General features: G+C 71.8%; 17 protein-coding genes. 13 read left to right on the top strand and 4 right to left on the bottom strand.

All coding sequences use genetic code 11. From position 1 onward, the window contains the following. The 3 genes from ABZ919_RS40170 to truA form a co-directional block, all read left to right on the top strand. Positions 1-258, top strand: a 258-nt coding sequence (locus ABZ919_RS40170; RefSeq protein ID WP_356269310.1) for a DNA-directed RNA polymerase subunit alpha C-terminal domain-containing protein, incomplete at its 5' end; no start/stop codon positions are given. Positions 259-374: 116 nt separating this feature from the next. Next, entirely contained in the window at positions 375-869 is a 495-nt protein-coding gene (rplQ, locus tag ABZ919_RS40165; protein WP_361258848.1) for a 50S ribosomal protein L17, read from the top strand. Between the two features lie 89 nt (positions 870-958). Next, entirely contained in the window at positions 959-1,813 is an 855-nt protein-coding gene (truA, locus tag ABZ919_RS40160) for a tRNA pseudouridine(38-40) synthase TruA (protein WP_361258846.1), read from the top strand. Between the two features lies 1 nt (position 1,814). Here the strand turns inward: truA and ABZ919_RS40155 are convergent, their stop codons facing one another. After that, positions 1,815-2,690 (bottom strand): hypothetical protein, encoded by an 876-nt coding sequence (locus tag ABZ919_RS40155; RefSeq protein WP_361258843.1) that lies wholly within the window; start codon positions 2,688-2,690, stop codon positions 1,815-1,817. A 298-nt stretch (positions 2,691-2,988) separates the two neighbouring features. On the opposite strand from ABZ919_RS40155, the gene rplM reads away from it, so the two are divergent. The 3 genes from rplM (at position 2,989) to glmM (ending at position 5,496) form a co-directional block, all read left to right on the top strand. Beyond that, the gene (rplM, locus tag ABZ919_RS40150) at positions 2,989-3,432 is read left to right on the top strand and encodes a 50S ribosomal protein L13 (protein ID WP_361258840.1); all 444 of its coding nucleotides are present in this window, start codon (positions 2,989-2,991) and stop codon (positions 3,430-3,432) included. Between the two features lie 42 nt (positions 3,433-3,474). Then, a complete protein-coding gene (gene rpsI, locus ABZ919_RS40145; protein WP_004927169.1) occupies positions 3,475-3,987 on the top strand; it encodes a 30S ribosomal protein S9 in 513 nt (170 codons plus the stop codon). Between the two features lie 150 nt (positions 3,988-4,137). Continuing rightward, positions 4,138-5,496 (top strand): phosphoglucosamine mutase, encoded by a 1,359-nt coding sequence (gene glmM / locus ABZ919_RS40140; protein ID WP_361258837.1) that lies wholly within the window; start codon positions 4,138-4,140, stop codon positions 5,494-5,496. Between the two features lie 329 nt (positions 5,497-5,825). Here glmM and coaA read toward each other — a convergent pair whose 3' ends face one another. Further along, positions 5,826-6,815: a type I pantothenate kinase gene (gene coaA, locus ABZ919_RS40135; RefSeq protein ID WP_361258835.1), complete on the bottom strand. Its 990-nt coding sequence runs from the start codon at positions 6,813-6,815 to the stop codon at positions 5,826-5,828. Positions 6,816-6,860: 45 nt separating this feature from the next. Continuing rightward, positions 6,861-8,198 (bottom strand): hypothetical protein, encoded by a 1,338-nt coding sequence (locus ABZ919_RS40130; RefSeq protein ID WP_361258832.1) that lies wholly within the window; start codon positions 8,196-8,198, stop codon positions 6,861-6,863. A gap of 131 nt (positions 8,199-8,329) precedes the next feature. Here ABZ919_RS40130 and glmS point away from each other — a divergent pair, with 131 nt between their 5' ends. Continuing rightward, on the top strand, positions 8,330-10,177 hold the full coding sequence (gene glmS / locus ABZ919_RS40125) for a glutamine--fructose-6-phosphate transaminase (isomerizing) (protein ID WP_361258829.1): 1,848 nt from the start codon (positions 8,330-8,332) through the stop codon (positions 10,175-10,177). 27 nt (positions 10,178-10,204) lie between these two features. Here glmS and ABZ919_RS40120 read toward each other — a convergent pair whose 3' ends face one another. Continuing rightward, entirely contained in the window at positions 10,205-10,984 is a 780-nt protein-coding gene (locus tag ABZ919_RS40120) for an SDR family oxidoreductase (protein WP_361258826.1), read from the bottom strand. Between the two features lie 90 nt (positions 10,985-11,074). Between ABZ919_RS40120 and ABZ919_RS40115 the strand changes: the two genes are divergently transcribed. From ABZ919_RS40115 to tsaE, 6 genes are all read left to right on the top strand, one after another. Further along, positions 11,075-11,446: a holo-ACP synthase gene (locus tag ABZ919_RS40115; protein WP_361258823.1), complete on the top strand. Its 372-nt coding sequence runs from the start codon at positions 11,075-11,077 to the stop codon at positions 11,444-11,446. Positions 11,447-11,547: 101 nt separating this feature from the next. Continuing rightward, positions 11,548-12,981, top strand: coding sequence for an NAD(P)H-hydrate dehydratase (locus tag ABZ919_RS40110; protein WP_361258821.1), 1,434 nt, complete (start codon positions 11,548-11,550; stop codon positions 12,979-12,981). A gap of 163 nt (positions 12,982-13,144) precedes the next feature. Continuing rightward, positions 13,145-14,050, top strand: coding sequence for a L,D-transpeptidase (locus ABZ919_RS40105; RefSeq protein ID WP_361258818.1), 906 nt, complete (start codon positions 13,145-13,147; stop codon positions 14,048-14,050). Between the two features lie 46 nt (positions 14,051-14,096). Beyond that, a complete protein-coding gene (alr, locus tag ABZ919_RS40100; RefSeq protein WP_361258815.1) occupies positions 14,097-15,263 on the top strand; it encodes an alanine racemase in 1,167 nt (388 codons plus the stop codon). 168 nt (positions 15,264-15,431) lie between these two features. Continuing rightward, positions 15,432-16,691 (top strand): alpha/beta hydrolase, encoded by a 1,260-nt coding sequence (locus tag ABZ919_RS40095; protein WP_361258812.1) that lies wholly within the window; start codon positions 15,432-15,434, stop codon positions 16,689-16,691. Continuing rightward, positions 16,657-17,169: a tRNA (adenosine(37)-N6)-threonylcarbamoyltransferase complex ATPase subunit type 1 TsaE gene (gene tsaE, locus ABZ919_RS40090; RefSeq protein WP_361258809.1), complete on the top strand. Its 513-nt coding sequence runs from the start codon at positions 16,657-16,659 to the stop codon at positions 17,167-17,169. Before ABZ919_RS40095 ends, tsaE begins: the two co-directional genes overlap by 35 nt. The last annotated feature ends 296 nt before the right edge of the window (positions 17,170-17,465 follow it).

Raw genomic sequence — 17,465 nt, 5'->3', positions numbered from 1 at the left:
CTCACCGTCCGCTCCTACAACTGCCTCAAGCGTGAGGGCATCCACTCCGTGGGTGAGCTCGTCGCCCGCTCCGAGGCCGACCTTCTCGACATCCGTAACTTCGGTGCGAAGTCGATCGACGAGGTCAAGGCGAAGCTGGCCGGCATGGGCCTGGCCCTGAAGGACAGCCCGCCCGGATTCGACCCCACGGCCGCCGCCGACGCCTTCGGCGCCGACGACGACGCGGACGCGGGTTTCGTGGAGACCGAGCAGTACTGAGGTCTCTCTTTCCGGGGTCTGCGCCAGCGGGCCCCGGATCTCCGACAGACAACCGTCTGCTCGGATACTGACCCCGGTACCTGACACGGCCGGGGCAGACACACAGGAGAAGAACAATGCCGAAGCCCACCAAGGGTGCCCGTCTGGGCGGCAGCGCCGCGCACGAGAAGCTCCTCCTCGCGAACCTCGCGAAGAGCCTTTTCGAGCACGGCCGTATCACCACCACCGAGGCGAAGGCCCGCCGCCTGCGCCCGTACGCCGAGCGTCTGATCACCAAGGCGAAGAAGGGCGACCTTCACAACCGCCGTCAGGTGCTCCAGGTCATCACGGACAAGGGCATCGTCCACACGCTCTTCACCGAGATCGGCCCGCGGTACGAGAACCGTCCGGGTGGCTACACCCGCATCACCAAGATCGGTAACCGCCGTGGCGACAACGCGCCCATGGCCGTCATCGAGCTGGTCGAGGCGCTGACGGTGCAGCAGAAGGCCGTGGGTGAGGCCGAGGCCGCCACCAAGCGCGCGGTCAAGGAGGCCGACGAGACCAAGGCTGCGGAGACCACCGAGGCGCCGGCCGAGGAGGCCGCTGCCGAGGAGTCGAAGGACGCCTGAGGCTCTGCCTGACGTGAAGCGGGTCCGCCCTTCGGGGCGGGCCCGCTTCCGCGTTTTTTCACGGGGCACCGCCCTGAGAGGATTCCTACGTGAGCGATGAAGTACAGCCCGGTTACGTCCGTGTCCGCCTCGACCTCTCCTACGACGGCACCGACTTCCACGGCTGGGCCAAGCAGGCCGGCGGCAGGCGGACCGTGCAGGGGGAGATCGAGGACGCGCTGCGCACCGTCACGCGGTCCCGGGAGACGCACGAGCTGACCGTCGCCGGACGCACCGACGCCGGAGTGCACGCGCGGGGACAGGTCGCACACGTCGACCTACCCGAGGGCGTCTGGCGGGAGCACCACGAGAAGCTGCTCAAGCGGCTCGCCGGGCGGCTGCCCAAGGACGTGCGGGTGTGGGCCCTCAGGGAGGCTCCGAGCGGCTTCAACGCCCGTTTCTCGGCGGTCTGGCGGCGCTATGCGTACCGGGTGACGGACAACCCGGGCGGCGTGGACCCGCTGCTGCGCAACCATGTGCTGTGGCACGACTGGCCCCTGGACTTGGACGCCATGAACGAGGCCGCGCAGGCGTTGCTGGGGGAGCACGACTTCGCCGCGTACTGCAAGAAGAGGGAAGGGGCCACCACGATCCGGACCCTTCAGGAGCTGAGCCTGGCGCGGGGGGCCGACGGGATCGTCACGGCCACCGTCCGGGCCGACGCGTTCTGTCACAACATGGTGCGCTCGCTGATCGGCGCGCTGCTGTTCGTCGGGGACGGGCACCGCGGGCCGGAGTGGCCCGCGAAGGTGCTGGCCGCGGGGGTGCGGGACTCCGCCGTGCATGTGATACGGCCGCACGGGCTGACCCTGGAGGAGGTGGGCTACCCCGCCGACGAACTGCTGGCCGCGCGCAGCAGGGAGGCGCGGAACAAGCGCTCGCTTCCGTCGGCGGGGTGCTGCTGAGCTACCGGTTCGCCGCCGCGGAAGCCTGAGCCTGGCCGCGGCGGTAGATCTGGTTGAAGATGAACTGCTGCAGATCGTTGCCGGCGGAGTAGACCTTGGTGTCCTTGCTGGTGACGTTCTTGCCGTTGAGGAAGCCGCCGGTGGTGAAGTAGTCGTAGCGGCCCACGGCGTTCGTGGTCGTCAGGCAGACGGCGGCGTCGCAGAAGGTCTTGACGCCCTTGCCGGGCAGGGAGCGCACCATGGCGTTCTTCTTGGCCTGCTGCCTGACCTTCGCGGCGTGCGCCTGGTCGTCGAAGACGGCGACGCCGACGGTGACCGCGATCCCGTCGTGGGTGTAGGTGGCGCGGATCAGGCGGGTGCAGCCGCCCGCGGTGAGGAGCTTCGGCAGGTTGGCGTCGGCGGCGGAGGCGCAGTTGGTGGTGTCGGCCGTCGCGCCCTTCTTGTACACCGTGGTGCCCACGGTCAGCTGGGTGCCGGGGAAGAGCGTCGCGGCGCTGAGCGGGGCGGTGTCCTTCTTGGCGCTGGCGATGAAGTCCCTCGGGTCCAGCGGTGGCGGCGCGCTCGTCGGCGCGAACGACGGCGTGGCCGAGCCGCTCGGCACGGCGGCGCTGGCGGGCAGATTGGTGGGGGTGCCGTGGGCGCCGTTGCTGCCGTTCGCGGAGACGACGGCCATCGCGACCGCGGTGCCTATCGCGACCGCGGCGAGCGCCCCGCCGGCTATGAACAGCAGCTTGCGGCGCTTGTTGCGGGTCTCCGAGGCCTCGGCGAGCGCGGCCCAGTCCGGCGTCCCGTCGTCAGTCCCGCTGCTCCAGGGCTGCTGCGAATGCGGTTTCCAGGGATCCCACTGAGACTGGGGTCCCCCCTGCCCGTAACTCATGGGGCGCATCTTAGACGGGGGGCGCAGGGTGCTGGTGCGGGTCCGGCGGCATGTCGTGTTTGTCCCCCGACATGAGGGGGAAGGGCGTCGTTTTGACCCGTCCGGGCCCCTGCAGGTAACCTGCTTCTTCGTTGTGTATTGGCTTGCTCATTCTCACGGGACGGGCCCTTACACCGGTCCACCGGGCCGATGACCAGCGACCAGCACGCGGTTTGCGTCACCGCGGTGCGGTCAAGGCTGTCGTGATCGTTTCGGTGACCTGTTCAGGACCATTCACTCGAAGCGAAGGCTACGAACCGTGCGTACGTACAGCCCCAAGCCCGGCGATGTGACGCGCCAGTGGCACGTCATCGACGCCCAGGACGTTGTCCTGGGTCGTCTCGCCACCACCGCAGCGACCCTCCTCCGGGGCAAGCACAAGCCGATCTACGCCCCCCACGTCGACGCTGGTGACTTCGTCATCATCATCAACGCCGACAAGGTGCACCTGTCCGGCAACAAGCGGACCCAGAAGATGGCGTACCGCCACTCCGGCTACCCGGGTGGTCTGCGCTCCGTCCGCTATGACGAGCTCCTCGAGAAGAACCCCGAGAAGGCCGTCGAGAAGGCCGTCAAGGGCATGCTCCCCAAGAACACCCTGGGCCGTCAGATGCTCTCCAAGCTGAAGGTCTACTCGGGCGACCAGCACCCGCACGCTGCCCAGCAGCCGGTGCCGTTCGAGATCACCCAGGTCGCGCAGTAAGTCCGGCCACCCCCTAAGACTGAAGAGAATCTGAGGAGAATCGTGGCCGAGACCACTGCCGAGCAGCCGCTCGAAGAGCTTGACATCGACAGCTACACCACCGAGTCCGAGGTTCCCGTCGAGGGCGAGTACACCTCGGAGTCCATGGCCTCCCGCTTCGGCGAGCCGCAGCCGGCCGCCGGCCTGGGCCGCCGCAAGAACGCCATCGCCCGCGTCCGGATCGTTCCGGGCACCGGCAAGTGGAAGATCAACGGCCGCACCCTCGAGGACTACTTCCCGAACAAGGTGCACCAGCAGGAAGTCAACGAGCCCTTCAAGGTGCTCGAGCTCGAGGGCCGTTACGACGTCATCGCCCGCATCGCGGGTGGCGGTGTCTCCGGTCAGGCCGGTGCCCTCCGCCTCGGTGTCGCCCGTGCCCTGAACGAGGCCGACGTCGACAACAACCGCGGCCCGCTGAAGAAGGCCGGCTTCCTCAAGCGCGACGACCGTGCGGTCGAGCGCAAGAAGGCCGGTCTGAAGAAGGCCCGCAAGGCTCCGCAGTACAGCAAGCGCTAATCAGCAGCTGCCTGCTCGTACTCCGAACGCCCCGGCGGCACGCCACATGTGCCACCGGGGCGTTCGTTTATCCCAGCCAAGGGCGTATAACGACACAAGACGCTCAGCCGCTCAACGGCTTGTGTGATCGCAGTTTCCTCAGGAGGACAAGTGGGACGACTCTTCGGCACGGACGGCGTGCGCGGTGTCGCCAACGCGGACCTGACGGCCGAGATGGCGCTCGGCCTGTCCGTTGCGGCGGCCCACGTGCTGGCCGAGGCGGGCACCTTCGAGGGCCACAAGCCGAAGGCGGTGGTCGGACGGGACCCGCGGGCGTCGGGGGAGTTCCTGGAGGCGGCCGTGGTCGCGGGCCTGGCCAGCGCGGGCGTGGACGTGCTGAGGGTGGGCGTCCTGCCGACGCCGGCGGTGGCGCATCTGACCGGCGCGCTCGGCGCCGACCTGGGTGTGATGCTCTCGGCCAGCCACAACGCCATGCCGGACAACGGCGTCAAGTTCTTCGCCCGCGGCGGCCACAAACTCGCCGACCAGCTGGAGGACCGGATCGAGGCGGTCTACGAGTCCCACCGGCACGGCGAGCCGTGGGAGCGGCCGACGGGTGCGGGCGTGGGCCGCGTGCGGTCGTACGACGAGGGCTTCGAGCAGTACGTCGGCCATCTGCTGTCGGTCCTGCCGAACCGCCTCGACGGCCTGAAGATCGTTCTGGACGAAGCGCACGGCGCGGCCTCGGGGGTCTCGCCGGAGGCGTTCTCCCGGGCGGGTGCCGAGGTCGTCACGATCGGTGCGGAGCCGAACGGGCTCAACATCAACGACGGGTGTGGGTCCACGCATCTGGACCAGCTGAAGGCCGCGGTCCTCGAGCACCGTGCGGACTTCGGCATCGCGCACGACGGTGACGCCGACCGCTGCCTGGCCGTGGACCACACCGGCGAGGAGGTCGACGGAGACCAGATCCTGGCCGTGCTGGGGCTGGCGCTGCGTGAGCGGTCCGCGCTGCGGTCCGACACGGTCGTCGCCACGGTGATGTCCAACCTCGGCTTCAAGCTGGCGATGGAGCAGGCCGGCATCCGGCTCGTGCAGACGGCCGTCGGGGACCGGTACGTGCTCGAGGCGATGAAGGAGCACGGGTACGCCCTGGGCGGCGAGCAGTCCGGGCACGTGATCGTTCTCGACCACGCGACGACCGGTGACGGCACGCTGACCGGGCTGCTGCTGGCCGCCCGGGTCGCCGAGACGGGGCGGTCGCTGCGGGAGCTGGCGTCCGTGATGGAGCGGTTGCCGCAGGTGCTGATCAATGTGCCGGACGTGGACAAGTCGCGCGTGCGTACGTCGGCCGACCTGGCCGCTGCTGTCGCCGAGGCGGAGCGGGAACTCGGGGAGACGGGGCGGGTGCTGCTGCGGCCGTCCGGCACCGAGCCGCTGGTGCGGGTGATGGTCGAGGCCGCGGACATCGATCAGGCGCGGTCGGTGGCCGGGCGGCTGGCCGACGCGGTGAAGTCGGCGCTGGGTTAGTCCAGCGGGATGCGGCCGGGGCGGGAGCGCGTCCTGCCCCGGCCGTCCCACACGTGTACGCCCTTTCGTGCGACGCGTGTCACCCCATGAGCCCAACAAAGGATGCGTGATCGATCGCTGTCGGTACCCCTTCCGTCGAGGCCGTCCCGTGTGGCGCGCACTGCGGCGGTGGCACCGACACGGTGTTCCGCGACACCGGCGACACGGTCACCGGTTGCGAAAGAGTGTTCTAGAGGCCGCCGGCCTCCGCCGTACGCGCACGCTGCCGGCCCGCAGCTACTTCCGGGCCGGCCGCGTGCGCGGCCTGCGGTCTTCGGGGCGGCCCCTGTCTAGAGCTTGCGCAGCCTCAGCCGCTGGACCTTGTGGTCCGGCCCCTTGCGGACCACAAGGGTGGCCCGGCCGCGGGTGGGGGCGATGTTCTCGACCAGGTTGGGCTTGTTGATCGTCCGCCACAGGGTGCGGGCGTAGTCGAGGGCTTCCTCCTCCGAGACCTGGGTGTACTTGCGGAAGTACGAGGAGGGGTCCTGGAAGGCGGTCTGCCGCAGCTTCTTGAAACGGTTGAGGTACCAGCGCTCGATGTCCTCGGCGCTCGCGTCGACGTACACGCTGAAGTCGAAGTAGTCGGCGAGGCCGACGCGGGTGCGGCCGTCCTTGCCGGGCAGGGCGGGCTGGAGGACGTTCAGGCCCTCGACGATGAGGATGTCGGGGCGGCGGACCGTGAGCTTCTGGTCCTGGACGATGTCGTAGATGAGGTGGGAGTAGACGGGGGCCGTGACCTCGTCCTTCCCGGCCTTGATGTCGGCGACGAACCGGGTCAGGGCCCGGCGGTCGTAGGACTCGGGGAAACCTTTCCGCGACATCAGGCCACGGGTTTCCAGCTCCTGGGTGGGCAGCAGGAAGCCGTCCGTCGTCACCAGCTCCACGCGCGGGTGCTCGGGCCAGCGCGAGAGCAGCGCCTGCAGGAGGCGGGCGACGGTGGACTTGCCCACGGCCACCGAGCCGGCGACGCCTATGACGAACGGGGTGCCGGACTGGGAGCCCTGCTCGCCGAGGAATGTGTTCAGGGCGCCGCGCAGGCCGTCCGTGGCGCCGACGTAGAGGTTGAGGAGCCGGGAGAGCGGGAGGTAGATGTCCCGCACCTCGTCCAGGTCGATCACGTCACCCAGACCGCGCAGCTTCTCCACCTCCTCGGCGGTGAGCGGCAGCGGCGTCTTGTCGCGCAGCGCGCTCCACTCGGCGCGGGTGAGGTCGACGTAGGGAGTCGCCTCCGGCCTGTGCCGGTGGGCGCTCCGGGGCATCGAGGAGACCGGTGAGATCACAGTCCATTGTTAACGGAGTTTGAACAGGCCGGCGGGTGGGGTCCGTCACGCCTCCCGACCGCTCCCGCGCAGCAGCCTCTCCAGCCGGTCGGTGACGTACTCCTCGTGGTAACCGAGGCGGGCGCCGAGGTCCTGGTGACGGGCGTACTGGGCGTGGGTCACCGCCACGCCGTGCGTGCCGAGCATCTGGTGGAGGAAGCGGAGACCCAGGTCGGGGTCGACCGACGTCACCGTCTGCCGGAGCAGGTCCGCCGCGACCGTGCCGGCCGTGCTGCGGTCGAGCAGGGGGCGGAACTCACGCACTTCGCACAGCACCTCGTCCCTGAGGTCGGTCCGGGGCGGCGAGACGGCCGGCGTGTAGCCGGGCGCGACCTCCGCCAGGCGCTCGGTGCACACCTCGGCCGTCTCCCGCAGCCACTCCCGGCCGTCGAGGTCGAAGTCGTCGATGCGGCGCGGTCGGGCCAGGGCGGCGGGCGAATCGCCCCTGGCGTTCTGCCGGCCCGAGGCCGTCTGCCACAGGGCGGTGACCGCCGCGTCGGACAGCGGGCAGTCCAGCAGGCGCTGGACGTCCTCGAGGAGGACGGCGGCCTGGCTGCCGGGGGCGCATGCGGGGGTGCTGTGGGCGAGGACGCGGATGTACGCGCGCGGGGTGCCCGTGCCCTCCCACCGCCAGGCGTCGTACTCGTGGTCGAACATCGCGGCGAGGAACGGCAGTCCGAAACGGCTCGCGAAGTCCCGCCGGCCGGGGTCGAGCGGCGGCCAGCGCACAGCCAGACCCTCGAACACGGCGGTGCCGGGGTAGGCCAGCCGGTCGCCGAGGCTCGCTAGCCGGTCGTACCGGTCCTTCTCCACCAGCACGGCGGATGCCTTGAGGACACGCAGCAACAGCCGCAGGCCGAGGTCCGCGTCGACCTCGTCGACGATCCGGCGGAGCGCGCGGACGACGTCCCGCGGCACCGTGGGGCAAGCCTGCGAGGGCAGCTCGGCGCGTACCGCCGCGCGCAGCTCCTCCTCGCTGATCCGGGGGCGGCTCTCGTCCAGGACCCGCAGCGTCGCCGGGGACCTCTCCGGCGTGCAGGGCGGGCACACCTCGGCCAGCAGGCGCAGCCAGGCGCGCGGGGCGATGCCGTGTCCGAACGGGTCGAAGCGCCCGTCGGTGAGCGCGGCCCACAGGGCGCCGAGCGCGTCGTCCGTCAGCGGGGAGTGCAGCAGGAGGCGTACGTCGGTGCCGAGCCGGTAGTCCTCGTCCTCCCCGGCGGCCCGTGCGGCGCACGCCCGTACGGACTCCGGGTCGGCGCCGGAACCCACGGTGCCCGCGAGCCCGCTCAGCCCGAAGTCCTCCTCGAAGTCGTAGTAGTACACCTCGCGGTACGGCTCGCTCACCGAAGTCCCCCTGCCGGTCGTCGATCCAAGGCCATTCGATCACGAGAGGGCCTTCGTGCGACGGTGGGAATTTCCGATTTCGGGCAGACGGAGGCCCGTTCAGGCCGTAGCCGAGTCGTAGGCTGCGGCCCATGTGCGGAATCGTGGGATACGTAGGGGCACAGTCGGCGCTCGAGGTCGTGATGGCCGGGCTGAAGCGGCTGGAGTACCGGGGTTACGACTCGGCGGGTGTCGCCGTGCTGGCCGACGGCGGCCTGGCCGCGGCGAAGAAGGCCGGGAAGCTGGTCAACCTGGAGAAGGAACTGGTCGAACGGCCGCTGCCGACGGGCGCGACGGCCATCGGTCACACCCGCTGGGCCACGCACGGCGGCCCCACGGACGCCAACGCCCATCCGCACCTCGACAACGCGGGCCGGGTCGCCGTCGTCCACAACGGCATCATCGAGAACTTCGCCGTCCTGCGGGCCGAACTCGCCGAGCGCGGCCATGAACTGAACTCCGACACGGACACCGAGGTCGTGGCGCATCTCCTCGCCGAGGAGTTCTCGGCGACCGCCGATCTGGCGGAGGCCATGCGGCTGGTGTGCCGCCGTCTCGAGGGCGCGTTCACCCTGGTCGCGGTGCACGCCGACGCGCCGGACCTGGTCGTGGGCGCGCGGCGGAACTCGCCGCTGGTGGTGGGCGTCGGCGAGGGTGAGGCGTTTTTGGCCTCGGACGTCGCCGCGTTCATCGCTCACACGCGCTCGGCGATCGAGCTGGGCCAGGACCAGGTGGTGGAGCTGCGCCGCGACGGCGTGACGGTGACGGGCTTCGACGGCCGCCCGGCCGAGGTCCGCAGCTACCACGTCGACTGGGACGCCTCCGCCGCGGAGAAGGGGGGTTATGACTACTTCATGCTCAAGGAGATCGCCGAGCAGCCCAAGGCGGTCGCCGACACCCTGCTCGGCCGTATCGACCCGTCCGGCTCGCTGACGCTGGACGAGGTGCGGATCGGCCCGTCCGAGCTGCGGGAGATCGACAAGGTCGTCATCGTCGCCTGCGGTACGGCCTTCCACGCCGGCCTGATCGCCAAGTACGCCATCGAGCACTGGACGCGCATCCCGTGCGAGGTGGAGCTGGCCAGCGAGTTCCGCTACCGGGACCCGATCCTGGACGGCCGCTCCCTGGTCATCGCCATCTCCCAGTCCGGCGAGACCATGGACACCCTGATGGCGCTGCGCCACGCCCGTGAGCAGGGCTCCAAGGTGCTGGCGATCTGCAACACCAACGGCTCGACGATCCCGCGCGAGTCGGACGCGGTGCTGTACACGCACGCCGGCCCGGAGGTCGCCGTCGCCTCGACCAAGGCGTTCCTGACCCAGCTGGTGGCCTGCTATCTGGTGGCCCTGTACCTGGGCCAGGTGCGCGGCACCAAGTGGGGCGACGAGATCCAGGCCGTCATCAAGGACCTGTCCCGGATCTCGGTGGAGGTCGAGCGGGTCCTGGAGACGATGGAGCCGGTACGGGCCCTGGCCCGCACGCTGGCGGCCAAGAACACGGTGCTGTTCCTCGGCCGTCACGTGGGCTATCCGGTGGCGCTGGAAGGCGCGCTGAAGCTCAAGGAACTCGCCTACATGCACGCCGAGGGCTTCGCCGCCGGCGAGCTGAAGCACGGCCCGATCGCGCTGATCGAGGAGGATGTGCCGGTGGTGGTCGTGGTGCCGTCGCCGCGCGGCCGCTCGGTCCTGCACGACAAGATCGTCTCCAACATCCAGGAGATCCGCGCCCGCGGAGCGCGCACGATCGTGATCGCGGAGGAGGGCGACGAGGCGGTGGTCCCCTACGCCGACCACCTGATCCGCATCCCGGCCACGCCGACCCTGCTGCAGCCGCTGGTGGCCACCGTGCCGCTCCAGGTGTTCGCGTGCGAGCTGGCCACCGCCAGGGGGAACGAGGTGGATCAACCCCGGAACCTGGCCAAGTCGGTGACGGTGGAGTAGGCCGTAGCGGCTGCTCGTCCGCCGGGCTCAGTGCACCGACAGACCGCCGTCCACGAAGATCGACTGCCCGGTGACGTAGGCGGAGGCGCGGCTCGCGAGGAACACGGCCGCGCCTTCGAAGTCCTCGGCGACGCCGTTGCGGCCGGTCATCGTGCGCGCGGCCAGGGCGGCGACCTTCTCCGGGTCGGACGACAGGCGCTGGTTGAGCGGTGTCATCACGAAGCCCGGCACCAGGGTGTTGACGGTGACGCCGTACGGCGACCAGGCCTCGGCCTGTGAGCGGGCCAGCGACTCCAGCGCGCCCTTGGAGACGCCGTAGGCCCCGCTCTGCACGAAGGCGCGGTGGGCCTGCTGGGAGGTGATGTGGACGATCCGGCCGAAGCCCCGCTCCGCCATGCCGGGCCCGAACCGCTGCCCCAGCAGGAACGGCGCCTCCAGGTTGACGGCCATGGTGGCGTCCCACACGTCCTCGCCCAGTTCGCTCATCGGCGGCCGCAGGTTGATCCCCGCGGAGTTGACGAGGATGTCGGGTTCGCCGAAGACACCGGCCGCGTCCTCGGCCGCCGCGCGCACACCGGCGCGCGTGCTCAGATCGGCGGCGACCCAGTCGGCACGGCACCCGTCGTCCCTCAACTCGCCGACGCAGGCCTGCAGTCGCTCCTTGCCCCGGCTGACGATCACCACGCTCGCGCCGGCCCGCGCCAGCGCCCCGGCGACGGCCCGTCCGATGCCGGAGCTCCCTCCGGTCACCACGGCGACGCGGCCGTCCAGCGAGAAGAGGTCGAAGAGATAGCCCTGGTGTGTCATGGGACGGAGCGTAGACGGCACACGCCCCGCCGGGCCGGGCAATTTCGGGGGACGGGCGGACGGCGCCGGCCGGACCGTAGGCTGCGGCTCATGAGCATCATCGGAGTGGGCATCGACGTCGCCGAGATCGACCGGTTCCGCGCGTCGCTGGAGCGGACGCCGGGCCTCGCCGACCGGCTGTTCGTGGAGCGGGAGTTGCTGCTGCCCAGCGGGGAGCGGCGCGGGATCGCCTCGCTCGCGGCCCGGTTCGCCGCCAAGGAGGCGCTGGCGAAGGCGCTGGGGGCGCCGCCCGGGCTGCAGTGGACGGACGCCGAGGTGTGCGTCGAGGACAGCGGGCAGCCCCGGCTGCGGGTGACCGGCACCGTGGCCGCGCGGGCCGCCGAGCTGGGCGTGCGGTCCTGGCACGTCTCGCTCAGCCATGACGCGGGAATCGCCTCGGCCGTGGTGGTCGCCGAGGGCTAGGGCCTGTCGTCACGTTCCCGTCCGCCCTGTGCGGCGGGAGCGCAGGAGACGTCGCGCGCCCCGGGTGTGGACAGCGGGTGATCCGGGGCAGACTCGGTGCCATGCGTAGTGCGTACGGCGTGGAGACGGTAAGGGCGGCCGAACGGGCGCTGATGGCACGGCTGCCGGAGGGCGCGCTGATGCAGCGGGCCGCCGCCGGGCTCGCCGCCGCAGGCGCCGAGTTGCTGGGACGGGTGTACGGCAGCCGGGTGGTACTGCTCGTCGGCAGCGGCGACAACGGCGGAGACGCGCTGTACGCGGGGGCGCGGCTGGCCCGGCGCGGGGCGGGCGTCACGGCCGTACTGCTTTCTGCGGAGCGGGCGCACGCCGGCGGGCTGGCCGCGCTGCGCCGGGCCGGAGGGTCCGTCGCCGCCCCCGCTGCCGCCGACGAGCTGATCGAACGGGCCGACCTCGTCATGGACGGGATCGTCGGGATCGGGGGCAAGGGCGGGCTGCGGCCCGAGGCCGAGGCCCTCGCCCGCCTCGTCGAGCGGTCCCGGGCCGCCGTGGTGGCCGTGGACCTGCCGAGCGGGGTCGAGGCGGACACCGGGGAGGTGCGGGGCGCCGCGATCCGGGCCGATCTGACGGTGACCTTCGGGACGTACAAGCCGGGGCTGCTGATCGATCCGGCGCGGGAGCACGCCGGGGTCGTGCGGCTCGTGGACATCGGTCTGGAGCTGCCCGCCGAGCCCGAGCTGGAAGCCCTGCAACACGCCGATGTGGCGCGGCTGTTGCCGCTGCCGGCCGCAGAGAGCGACAAGTACCGGCGCGGGGTCGTCGGGATCGCGGCGGGGTCGGCGCGCTATCCCGGTGCCGCCGTGCTCGCCGTCTTCGGGGCGCTGCGGGGCGGGGCGGGGGCCGTGCGGTACGTCGGGCCCGCCGGGAACGCGGTCATCGCCCGCTTCCCGGAGACTCTCGTGTCCGACCGGGGGCCGGCGAAGGCGGGGCGGGTGCAGGCCTGGGTGGTCGGGCCGGGGGCCGGTGAGGACGCGGGGACGGTGGCCGAGGTGCTTGGGACGGACGTGCCGGTGCTGCTCGACGCGGACGGGCTGCGGCTGGCCGGGCGGGAGGCGGTGCGTGGACGTACGGCGCCGACGCTGATGACCCCCCACGCCGGGGAGGCGGCCGCGCTGCTCGGGGTGCCGCGCGAGGACGTCGAGGCGGCTCGGCTGTCCGCGGTGCGCGAGCTGGCGGCGGTGTACCGGGCGACGGTGCTGCTGAAGGGGTCCACGACGCTGGTCGCCGACGCGGCGGGCGGGGCCGTGCGCGTGAATGCCACGGGGACGTCGTGGCTGGCCACGGCCGGGAGCGGTGACGTGCTGTCGGGGCTCGCCGGATCGCTGCTCGCGGCGGGCCTGCCGGCGCTGGACGCGGGCAGTGCGGCGGCGTACCTGCACGGCCTGGCCGGACGGTTCGCGGCACAGGGGGCGCCGGTGGGGGCGCATGACGTGGCCGACCGGATCCCGCAGGCGTGGCGGGACGTGCGGGCGCGGTAGCGGGCCGGTGGCGGGACGTGCGGGCGCGGTAGCGGGCCGGAAACGCCGCGAGCCACGCGGGGCCCCGCACGAGCGGTCGACCGACGTACCCCGCTCCACCCCACGGGTGACCCCTGCCGCGCGGCACCGCTGATCCCGCGAGACCGCGCGTTTGGCTGATCGCATGATCAGCAGACGAATCGCGCAGCGGGGTGTCGCGGTGCTGCTAGCCACCGCGACGACCCTCCCGGCCGCTCCCCTCGCCGTGGCGGCCGTGGCCGAGGCCATCCCGAAACCGAGTGCCCCCGCCACCGCCGCGGAACTGGTCCCGGGCGTCGCCCTCGGGCCCGCTCAGCCCTGGCAGATCGACACCCCCGACCAGGCGCTGCCGCCGAGGACGTACACGCCGAGCAGGGCGGAGGACGCGCACGAGCCGAAGGACGCGGCGCCGGGGACGTACGACCTCGTCGAGTACGTGCCGCTCGCCGACGCCGTCGCCAAGGTGACGTGCAGCAAGCAGACCGGGCCCTATCAGCGGCAGGTGGAGCGGTGGCTGAAACTGAAGGTCGACGGCAGGCAGTCGGCCGCCGACTGCAAGGCCGTCCGCGCCTTCCAGATCAAACACAAGATCAAGCCCGCCATCGGGTTCGCGGGTCCCGTCACCTGGTCGACGATGATGCTGGTCTCCGCGAGGAAGAACCCGAACGCCGCCAAGAAGTGCCCCGTCCGGTCCTACAAGGTCGCCTGCGTCGATCTGGACCGGCAGCTCACCTGGGTGCAGAAGGGCTCCACGGTGGTGTTCGGGCCGGTCCCGATGCGCAGCGGACGCAAGGGGCACGTCACCCGGAAGGGCTGGCACACCATCTACTGGCGGCACAAGAACCACGTGTCGACCCTGTACAACCAGCCCATGCCGTATGCCCAGTTCTTCGACGGCGGTGAGGCCTTCCACGCCGTCTACGGCAGCATCTACACCACCGTCGGCTCCTGGGGCTGCGTCAACCTCGAGCTCGGCGACGCCCGCAAGCTGTGGGGTGTGCTGAAGACGGGCGACCGTGTCTACGTATGGGGGCGCCGGCCGGGTACCTGAGACTGCGACCGGGGGCCGGGCGGCCCTCTGAGAGACTGGGGGCGCGATGAGTGAGACTGCGACTGTGCCGACCGCCCCCCTGCGCGCCCGCGCCGAGATCGATCTGGGCGCCCTGCGGGCCAATGTGCGCGCCCTGCGTGCCCGGACGCCGGGCGCGGCCCTGATGGCCGTGGTCAAGTCCGACGGTTACGGCCACGGGGCGCTGCCGTGTGCCCGCGCCGCCCTGGCGGCGGGCGCGACCTGGCTCGGCACGGCCACGCCCGAGGAGGCCCTCGCCCTGCGCGCGGCCGGGCTGCCGGGCCGCATCCTGTGCTGGCTGTGGGCGCCGGGCGGCCCTTGGCGGCAGGCGATCGAGGCCGACATCGACGTGTCCGTGAGCGGTATGTGGGCGCTGCGGGAGGTCGTCGGGGCCGCCCGGGAGGCGGGCCGGGCCGCCCGTGTGCAGCTCAAGGCCGACACCGGGCTCGGCCGCAACGGCTGCCAGCCGGGGGACTGGCCCGAGCTGGTCCGGGAGGCTCTGCGCGCCGAGGCCGGGGGGCTGGTCGAGATCACCGGGCTGTGGTCGCACTTCGCCTGTGCCGACGAGCCCGGGCATCCCTCCATCGCCGCCCAGCTCGACCGGTTCCGGGAGATGCTGGCGTACGCCGAGGAGCAGGGCGTGCGCCCGGAGGTGCGGCACATCGCCAACTCGCCCGCCACGCTCACCCTTCCCGAGACCCACTTCGACCTCGTCCGTACCGGCATCGCGATGTACGGCATCTCGCCCAGCCCCGAGCTGGGCACCCCGGCCGACTTCGGGCTGCGCCCGGTGATGACGCTCAGCGCCTCGCTGGCCCTGGTCAAGCACGTCCCCGGCGGACACGGCGTCAGCTACGGCCACCACTACGTCACCCCCGGCGACACCACCCTCGGCCTCGTCCCCGTCGGCTACGCGGACGGCATCCCCCGGCACGCCTCCGGCACCGGCCCCGTGCTGGTCGACGGCAAGTGGCGCACGGTCGCCGGGCGGGTCGCCATGGACCAGTTCGTGGTGGACCTCGGCGGGGACGAGCCCCCGGTGGGCAGCGAGGCCGTGCTGTTCGGGCCCGGCGACCGCGGTGAGCCCACCGCCGAGGACTGGGCGCAGGCCTGCGGCACGATCGCGTACGAAATCGTCACGCGCATCGGAATCCGGGTTCCTCGCGTCTATGTGAACGGGGAAGAACTCGGGTAACCGGTTCGAGAAACGGCCGCCCGAATCGGGCGGCTCGTCTGTAACAGGGGTCATACCGGTAAACGGCAGCTCACAGGCACCATCTGTGTCAGCGACGGGGTCACGCACGGCGGCACCGTCTGTTTCACCTCACCCAGCGAACTGCAGTACGGCGAAGAGGAGCGGTACGTGAGCGAGAGCAGTGCGGAGGCCGTGGCGGACGTCGTCGCCTCGGCGGCCGCCGCCTCCGCCGCGGGGGCGGCCGGCAGCTGGCGCAGGGCGACCGGCATCGCCGGTGCCGCGATAGGCGTGCTCGCCGCGGGCGCCGCGGCCGGCGTCGCCGTCGAGCGGATGACCGTCGGGCGCGGCATGCGCAGGAAGGCCCGGCTGGCGCTGGACTCCGCCGGACCCTACGGCACCCTGCGCGGCACCCCGGGCAAGGCCGTCTCCGACGACGGCACCGAGCTGTACTACGAGGTCGACGAGGCCGACCCCGATCCGGGGCCGAACGTCTCACCGCGCCGGCGCCGGCTGTTCGGCCGCAAGGCGCCCGCCCCGGTCACCGTCGTCTTCTGCCACGGCTACTGCCTCAGCCAGGACTCCTGGCACTTCCAGCGTGCGGCTCTGCGCGGGGTCGTGCGGACCGTGCACTGGGACCAGCGCAGTCACGGCCGCTCCGGGCGGGGCATGGCCCAGACCAGGGACCGGGTGCCGCTCACCATCGACCAGCTCGGCCGCGATCTGAAGGCCGTCCTCGACGCCGCCGTACCCGAGGGCCCGATCGTGCTGGTCGGCCATTCGATGGGCGGGATGACGATCATGGCGCTCGCCGCCCACTTCCCCGAGCTGATCCAGGAGCGGGTCGTCGCCACCGCCTTGGTCGGTACGTCGTCCGGGCGGCTCGGCGAGGTCAACTTCGGGCTGCCCGTCGCCGGCGTCAACGCGGTGCGCCGGATCCTGCCCGGGGTGCTGAAGGCGCTCGGGCAGCAGGCGGAGCTGGTGGAGAAGGGGCGCCGGGCCACCGCCGACCTGTTCGCCGGGATCATCAAGCGGTACTCGTTCGCGGGACGGGACGTGGACCCGGCCGTCGAGCGGTTCGCGGAGCGGATGATCGAGTCCACGCCGATCGACGTGGTCGCCGAGTTCTACCCGGCGTTCACCGACCACGACAAGACCGAGGCGCTCGCCTGCTTCCGGGACATGCCGGTGCTGGTGCTGGCCGGCGTCCGGGACCTGGTCACGCCCAGCGAGCACAGTGAGGCCATCGCCGACCTGCTGCCCGAGGCCGAGCTGGTCCTCGTCCCGGACGCCGGGCACCTGGTGATGCTGGAGCACCCCGAAGTGGTCACCGACCGCCTCGCCGACCTGCTCACCCGGGCCGGCGCGGTGCCCGCAGGAGCTACGGTTATGGGCTATGGAAGCACCAGCAGCAACGCAGGACCCCGCTGAGACCTGGCTGACGATCACCTCGCCCGAGCAGATGCGGGAGCTGGGCCGCCGGCTGGCCAAGCTGCTGCGCGCGGGTGACCTGGTGATGCTCAGCGGTGAGCTCGGCGCGGGCAAGACCACGCTGACCCGCGGGCTCGGCGAGGGACTCGGCGTGCGCGGCGCGGTCACCTCACCGACCTTCGTGATCGCCCGGGTGCACCCCTCCCTGGGCGACGGCCCGCCCCTGGTCCACGTGGACGCCTACCGGCTCTCCGGCGGCCTGGACGAGATGGAGGACCTGGACCTCGACGTCTCGCTGCCCGACTCGGTGATCGTCGTGGAGTGGGGCGAGGGCAAGGTCGAGGAGCTGACCGAGGACCGGCTCCAGGTCGTCATCCACCGCGCCGTCGGGGACACCAGGGACGAGGTCCGGCACGTCACCCTGACGGGACAGGGCGAGCGGTGGGCCGACGCCCGCCTGGAGACGCTCACGGCCTGAGCGCCAGGATTCCGACAGGCCGTCGGCAAGATATTGCGCAGGACGTCCCGGGCGTGGTCACATGGTGTCCAGCCCGTGGTTAGGCGTGCCTAACCACGCCCGCCCCCGCACGTCAGGAGGCGTCGATGACCCTGCCCGGTACCACTGGGGTGTCCATGCGTGACCTGCTGGCGTCCTGTGCGGCGGCACAGGCGGTGTCCTGCCCGCCGAGGGCCCCGCAGGAGCGCCTCGAAGGAGCGCGGCGCGGTGCCGGGGACGCGGCGGTGGCGGCGTGGGCGCGACCGGCCGGGACGCCA

Source organism: Streptomyces sp. NPDC046759, from assembly GCF_040645475.1.
Classification (GTDB): Bacteria; Actinomycetota; Actinomycetes; order Streptomycetales; family Streptomycetaceae; genus Streptomyces.
The sequence above is the reverse complement of the archived record's forward strand: the minus strand, read 5'-3'. Positions and strand labels throughout refer to the sequence as shown.